The sequence below is a fragment of the Achromobacter sp. 46006 genome, from assembly GCF_059761975.1.
The window spans coordinates 184,045-190,407 of record NZ_JCBANN010000004.1 but is presented as its reverse complement, the minus strand read 5'-3'; the positions used below and the strand labels follow the sequence as shown (position 1 = coordinate 190,407).

Below are 6,363 nucleotides of genomic sequence, written 5' to 3'. Positions count from 1 at the left end.
TCGGCTCCACCAGCACAGTACAAGAGACCAGCTCCGCACCCCCCCGCTGGCGCGCGCAGCTGCTGCTGGGCGCCTGTATGCTGTTGGCCGCCGCCGCGCTGGCAAGCCTGTGGCTCGGCTCGCGCGGCCTGTCGGCGGCCACGGTCTGGCGCGCGCTGCTGCAGCCCGACGACAGCCACGCGGCGCTGGTGGTGGCCTCGCGCGTCCCGCGCACCCTGCTGGCCGTGCTGACCGGCGCGGCCCTGGCGGTCGCCGGCGCGCTGATCCAGGCGCTGACCCGCAATCCGCTTGCCGAGCCGGGCCTGCTCGGCGTCAATGCCGGCGCGGCCGCGTCCATCGTGACCGCCGCCCTGGTCCTGGGCGGCCTGCCGGCGCATCCGTTCTGGGCCGCGCTGCCCGGCGCGCTGGGCGCCGCGGCGGCCGTGTACCTGATCGGGGCCGGCGGCCGCGGACTGCAACCGGTGCGGCTGATCCTGGCCGGCGCCGCCGTCAACGCAGTGCTGTTCGCCTATGTGCAGGCGGTGGCGCTGCTGCGCGAAGACATCTTCGATGCCTACCGCTTCTGGGCCGTGGGATCGCTGGCGGGCCAATCGCTCGACGCGGCATGGCGCGCCGCGCCCTACATCGGTTTTGGCCTGCTGTTGGCCGCGGCCCTGGCGCGGCCGCTCAACCTGCTGGCGCTGGGCCACGCGCTGGCGCAGGCGCTCGGGCTGCGGGCCGGCCTGTGCCGCCTGCTGGGCCTGCTGTGCGTGGCGATACTGGCCGCGGCCGCCACCGCCGCCGCCGGCCCGATCGCCTTCGTGGGCCTGGCCGTGCCGCACATGGCGCGTCGCGTGGCCGGAGCGGACCTGCGCTGGCTGCTGGCCTACTGCGCGGTGTTGGGTCCGCTGCTGATGCTGATCGCGGACATCCTGGGGCGGCTGTTGCGCGCGCCCGCCGAGTTGCTGACGGGCGTGGTCGTGGCGTTCATCGGCGCGCCCTTCCTGTTGGCGGCCCTGCGCAGCCGGCCGCGGAGCCTGGCATGACCCGCGCAACGCCGCGCCTGATCGCGCAACCAACGCGCCTGCTGCGCGCCGGCAACTGGCTCGCCTGGCCCGTCGCGCCGCGCGCGCTGGTTTATGCGGCGCTGCTGCTGGCGCTGGCCGGCGCCGTGCTCGCCACGACGCTGCGGGCCGGCGATCCCGGGCTGTCCTGGAGCGCGCTGTGGCAAGCGCTGCAAGGCGCCGGCGGCGCCGTGGAGCAATGGCTGGTGCATACCGTGCGCCTGCCGCGCGCCCTGTCGGCGTTGGGCGCGGGCGCCGCGCTGGGCCTGTCCGGCGCGCTGTTCCAGAGCCTCACCCGCAACCCCCTCGGCAGTCCCGACGTCATCGGCCTGACCGCCGGCGCGTCCGCGGGCGCGGTGGCCGTGGCCATGGTCTGGCCCGGGCTGATGCCGGTGGCCTGGGGCGCGGCGGCGGGCGCGCTGCTGGCCACGGCCGGCGTCTGGTTCGGCTCCGGCGCCGGCTTCGGCGCACCCCAGCGCATGGTCATCGCCGGCATCGCCGTGGGCGCGATCGCCTTCGCCTTTGTGCAATACGGCCTGTCCAACCTGCGGCGCGAACAGGCCTACCTGGCCGCGGCCTGGCTCAATGGCAGCCTGGCCGGCAAAACCTGGACCGATGTCGCCCTGATCGGGGCAGCCGGCGCCCTGTTGCTGCCGCTCGGGCTGGCGCTGTGCGCCCGCCTGCGGCTGCTGGAGATGGGCGACGATCTGGCCCAGGCCCTCGGCGCCACGCCATCGCGCAGCCGGCTGGCCGCCACGCTGGTGGCGGTGCTGGCGGCCGCGGCGGCGGTCACGGTGGCCGGCCCGGTGGCCTTCGTCGCGCTGGCGGCGCCGCAGATCGCGCGGCGCTGCGTGCCGGCCAGCGGGCCGCAACCCCTGCTGGCGGCCCTGACTGGCGCGGTGCTGCTGGCCGGCGCCGACCTGTTGACCCGCCTGGCCGGCCCCAACGGCCTGCCCGTGGGTGTCCTGACCGCCGGCATCGGCGGTGTCTATCTCGCATTTCTGCTGGTGCTCGAATGGCGCAAGACCTCCACCTGAACGATACGGCCGACGCGCCGTCGGCGCTGCAACTGCGGCAGGTCAGCCTGTCCTACGGCGACACGGCCGTGCTGCGCGACCTGTCGCTGGCGGTGGCGCCAGGCGCGTTCACCGCGGTGGTCGGCCCCAATGGCTGCGGCAAGTCCACGCTGCTGCGTGTGCTGGGCGGCGCGCTGGCGCCCAGCCAGGGCCAGGCGCTGCTGGACGGCGCCGACCTGGCCAGCCTGCGGCGCAAGACGGTGGCGCGGCGCCTGGCCTATCTGCCGCAGAACCCGCTGGCCCCGGAAATGATCACGGTGCGCGACCTGGTAGCGCGCGGCCGTTATCCGCACCAGACCCTGCTGCGGCAGTGGTCGCCCGCCGACGCCCGGGCGGTCGACGCGGCGCTGGCCGATACGGACCTGGCGCACCTGGCCGATCATCCCGTGCACACGCTGTCCGGCGGCCAGCGCCAACGCGCCTGGCTGGCGCTGGTGCTGGCGCAGGACGCCGGCATCATGTTGCTGGACGAGCCCACCACGTTTCTGGACATCCGCCACCAGATCGACCTGCTGGAGCTGTGCGCGCGCCTGCACCGCGCCGGGCGCACGCTGGTGGTGGTGCTGCACGACCTGAACCTGGCGTTCCGCTATGCCGATCGCGTCGTCATGATGCGGGCCGGCGCCATCGCCGCGCAGGGCGAGGTGCGCCAGGTGGTCACGGAGGACGCCATGCGGCAGGTGTTCGATCTGGAATGCCGGGTGCTGCCGGATCCGGAGACCGGCAGCCCCATGGTCGTGCCCCGGCGCGGCGGCCAGTACTGAGACCGGCGCGCTGGCGACGCCAAGACGGCGGCAAGCCGCCCGGCGCCGATACCGCCCTTACAGCATGTGCGCCAGGAACTCGCGGCTGCGCGGATGCTGGGGCGCGCGGAAGAAGTCGGCGGAAGGCGCTTCTTCGACGATGCGGCCCTCGTCCATGAAGATGACGCGGTGCGCCACTTCGCGGGCGAAACCCATTTCGTGGGTCACCACCAGCATGGTCATGTGCTCGTCGGCCAACTGGCGCATGGTGCGCAGCACTTCGCCGGTCAGCTCGGGGTCGAGCGCCGAAGTCGGTTCGTCGAACAGCATGATGTCGGGCTCCATCGCCAGCGCGCGGGCGATGGCCACGCGCTGCTTCTGGCCGCCGGACAGGCGCGTGGGATAGTTGTCGCGCTTGTTCAGCAGGCCGACCTTGCGCAGCAGTTCCTCGGCCTTGGGCACGATGGCGGCGCGCGGCATGCGCTTGACGGTCATGGGCGCTTCGATGACGTTCTGCAGCACCGTCATGTGCGGGAACAGGTTGAACGACTGGAACACCATGCCCATCTTGCGGCAGATGCGGCGCACCTCGCTGTCGCCGGCATAGCGGCTGTGGCCGCCCGGCACCGCGGTGGCCAGGGCCTCGCCCTCGATCTCGATGCTGCCCTCGTCGATGATCTCCAGATGGTTCAGGCAACGCAGGAAGGTGCTCTTGCCCGAGCCCGACGGCCCGATCACCGCCACCACCTCGCCCTTGCCCAGTTCCAGCGAGACCTGGTCCAGCACCCGGTTGGCGCCGAACGACTTGACGATGCCGCGCGCCGAGATCATGGCGCCGCGCCCGCTCGGATTACTGGTCGTATTTGGCATAGCGCTTTTCCATACGCTGGAAGAACCAGGTCAACACCAGCGTCATGATGAGATAGAAGGCGGCCGCCACCAGGAACGGCGTGGTGGTGAAGTCGCGCTGGACGATACCGCGCGCGGTGCGCAGGATGTCGTTGAGCGCCAGCACGTAGATCAGGGAGGTGTCCTTGACCAGGGTGATGGTTTCGTTGCTCATGGGCGGCAGCACCCGCTGCACCATCTGCGGCAGCACGATACGGCGCAGCGTCTGCAGATAGGTCATGCCCAGCACCTTGCTGCCCTCGTACTGGCCGCGATCGACCGCTTGGATGCCGGCGCGGAAGATCTCGGCGAAATACGCCGCGTAGTTCAGCGCAAACGCCACCACCGCCGCCGGAAAATCGGGCAGGCGCACGCCCACCACCGGCACGAACGGCAGCGCGAAGTAGATGAACAGCATCTGCAGCATCAGCGGCGTGCCGCGCATCAGCCAGATATAGCCGTTGACCAACTGGCTGACGAACCCCCATTTGGAGATGCGCAGCAGCGCCAGCACCAGGCCCAGCGGCACGGCTAGCGCCAGCGTGATGAAAAACAGCGTCAAGGTCACTTTCGCGCCTTGCGCCATGGGCCCCAGAAGGGAGAGTACGTAGTCCATGCGGAGGAATGAGCGCCTGGTCGGCGGGGTGATTCAGGGGCGGTACAGCCGGCGCGAGCCGCCCGCCGGACTGAAAAACGCCCGGAAGATTACTTGATGATGTTGGTGCCGAACCACTGGGTGGCGATGCGGCCGGCGGTGCCATCCTGCTTCATCGCATCCAGCGTCTTGTCGAGCTTGGCCAGCAATTCGGTGTCGTCCTTGCGCACGCCCACACCGTAGTCTTCGGTGCCGAAGTTCTCGTCCAGCACGCGGTATTCGCCGGCGCGCTTGCTGATCAGGTAGCGGCCCACCACTTCGTCGACCACGATGGCGTCCAGGCGACCGGCGGCCAGGTCCATCAGCGCGGTGACGTTGTCGCCGAACTTCTTGACTTCCTTGATGCTGCCGGCGACCGGGTCCTTGGCGATGGCGTCGGTGGCGCTGCTGCCGTCCTGGGCGCCGACCACCTTGCCGGCCAGGTCGGCCTTGGTCTTCACCGGCGAAGCGTTGCCGACGATGATGATCTGGTGGTTGGCCATGTACGGCGCGGTAAAGCTGATGTTCTTCTTGCGCTCTTCGGTGATGGTCAGTCCGTTCCAGAGCACGTCGACGCGCTTGCCGTTCAGCTCGGCCTCCTTGGCGCTCCAGTCGATCGGCTTGAATTCGACTTCCAGGCCGAGGCGCTTGCTGGCTTCCTTGGCCATATCGACGTCGAAACCGACGATCTGGTTGCTGGCATCGCGGAAACCCATCGGCGGGAAGTTGTCGTCCAGGCCGACGACGACCTTGCGGGCGGCGGCCGGGGCCTGCGCGCTGGCGGCCGGCGCATTGTCGGACGGGCCGCAGGCGGTCAGCATCGTGGTGGCGGACACGAGAAGAACAGCAGTCAGTTTTTTCATGTTTTATCGAGGGCGCGAGGCGCAGGAATGAAGAAGGCCGGAGGGCTCGACGAAAGCCGCGAGCGCATTATTTTAGCGTCCCTGGAAATATGTGTTTCAGCGCGGCCGTATTCTCAGCCATCCGGCGACAACCCCGTTCACCCGGGCCTGCTGCGCCGCCATGCTAGGCTTGGGGCTCGCCTCCACTTGCCTCTTGCCATGGAATTTCGCAGCAACGGCCGCCCCGGCGCGGCCACGCCCCGGGAGCGCGCCGCATGAGTCCCGCCCTGCGTATCGGCCCGTTGGTGTTTCCCATCGAGCTCGCGCTGCTGACGGCAGCCGTCGTCGTCGGCCTGATCGCCGGCCGGCTGCTGGCCGGCAGCCGTGTCGAGGCCACCAGCCGCGAGCTGTGGCGCTGCCTGCTGCTGGGCTTGCTGGTGGCGCGCCTGGCATTCGTCTGGCGATATCGCGATCACTTCGCGCAGGACCCGATCAGGGTGCTGGACCTGCGCGACGGCGGCTGGGCCGGCGGCGCCGGGCTGGCCGCGGCGCTGGCCTATGGCGCCTATGCCTCGCTGCGCAACCGTGCCCCGCGCCGCGCCATGCTGCTCGCGATGGCGCTGGGCGCCGGCCTCTGGCTGGGTGGCGGCCGCCTGCTGGCGCCACCGCCCCAGATACCGCCCCGGCTGGCCGGCGTGTCGCTGCAACAGTTGGACGGCGCCGCCGCCACCCTGGCCTCCTTCCATGGCAAGCCCATGGTCGTGAACCTGTGGGCCAGTTGGTGCCCGCCGTGCCGCCGCGAGATGCCGGCCTTCGAACAGGCGCAGGCCGCCAACCCCGACATCCATTTCGTCTTTCTCAACCAGGGCGAGGCGGCGGCCACCGTGCGCCAGTACCTGGACGAACACGCGCCGTCCCTGGCCAACGCCCTGCTCGACCCGGCCGGCGAAGCCTCGCGCCAGATGAGCAATCGCGGGCTGCCGGCCACGCTGTTCCTCGATGCCGAAGGCCGGCTGGTGGACCTGCGCGTCGGCGAACTGTCGAGCGCCACGCTGGCGCAACGGCTGGAATCGATCCGGGCCGCCGACGCCCGCCGGTGACGCGAGGCGCCGGCACGATCCCGCCGACTCCGTGGCG

Annotated in this window: 7 protein-coding genes; 4 read left to right on the top strand and 3 right to left on the bottom strand. The window is 70.9% G+C overall.

Annotation, left to right across the window (positions count from 1 at the left end; translation table 11 throughout):
- The 3 genes from AC6LKG_RS04070 to AC6LKG_RS04060 form a co-directional block, all read left to right on the top strand.
- Positions 1-1,025, top strand: a 1,025-nt coding sequence (locus AC6LKG_RS04070; protein ID WP_498162901.1) for a FecCD family ABC transporter permease, incomplete at its 5' end; no start/stop codon positions are given.
- A complete protein-coding gene (locus tag AC6LKG_RS04065; protein WP_498162899.1) occupies positions 1,022-2,080 on the top strand; it encodes a FecCD family ABC transporter permease in 1,059 nt (352 codons plus the stop codon). The genes AC6LKG_RS04070 and AC6LKG_RS04065, both read left to right, overlap by 4 nt.
- Positions 2,059-2,883: an ABC transporter ATP-binding protein gene (locus tag AC6LKG_RS04060; protein WP_498162898.1), complete on the top strand. Its 825-nt coding sequence runs from the start codon at positions 2,059-2,061 to the stop codon at positions 2,881-2,883. The genes AC6LKG_RS04065 and AC6LKG_RS04060 overlap by 22 nt, the downstream gene beginning before the upstream one ends.
- Positions 2,884-2,940: 57 nt before the next feature.
- Here the strand turns inward: AC6LKG_RS04060 and AC6LKG_RS04055 are convergent, their stop codons facing one another.
- The 3 genes from AC6LKG_RS04055 to AC6LKG_RS04045 all read right to left on the bottom strand — a co-directional run bounded on the left by AC6LKG_RS04055 (position 2,941) and on the right by AC6LKG_RS04045 (position 5,247).
- A complete protein-coding gene (locus tag AC6LKG_RS04055) occupies positions 2,941-3,693 on the bottom strand; it encodes an amino acid ABC transporter ATP-binding protein (RefSeq protein ID WP_498162914.1) in 753 nt (250 codons plus the stop codon).
- A 19-nt stretch (positions 3,694-3,712) separates the two neighbouring features.
- Positions 3,713-4,366, bottom strand: a complete 654-nt coding sequence (locus AC6LKG_RS04050; protein ID WP_175132055.1) for an amino acid ABC transporter permease — start codon at positions 4,364-4,366, stop codon at positions 3,713-3,715.
- Between the two features lie 89 nt (positions 4,367-4,455).
- On the bottom strand, positions 4,456-5,247 hold the full coding sequence (locus tag AC6LKG_RS04045; protein WP_498162896.1) for an amino acid ABC transporter substrate-binding protein: 792 nt from the start codon (positions 5,245-5,247) through the stop codon (positions 4,456-4,458).
- A 254-nt stretch (positions 5,248-5,501) separates the two neighbouring features.
- Here AC6LKG_RS04045 and AC6LKG_RS04040 point away from each other — a divergent pair, with 254 nt between their 5' ends.
- Positions 5,502-6,326 carry a TlpA family protein disulfide reductase gene (locus AC6LKG_RS04040; protein ID WP_498162895.1) on the top strand — a complete coding sequence of 275 codons (825 nt, stop codon included), beginning with the start codon at positions 5,502-5,504 and terminating at the stop codon, positions 6,324-6,326.
- Positions 6,327-6,363 lie beyond the last annotated feature (37 nt).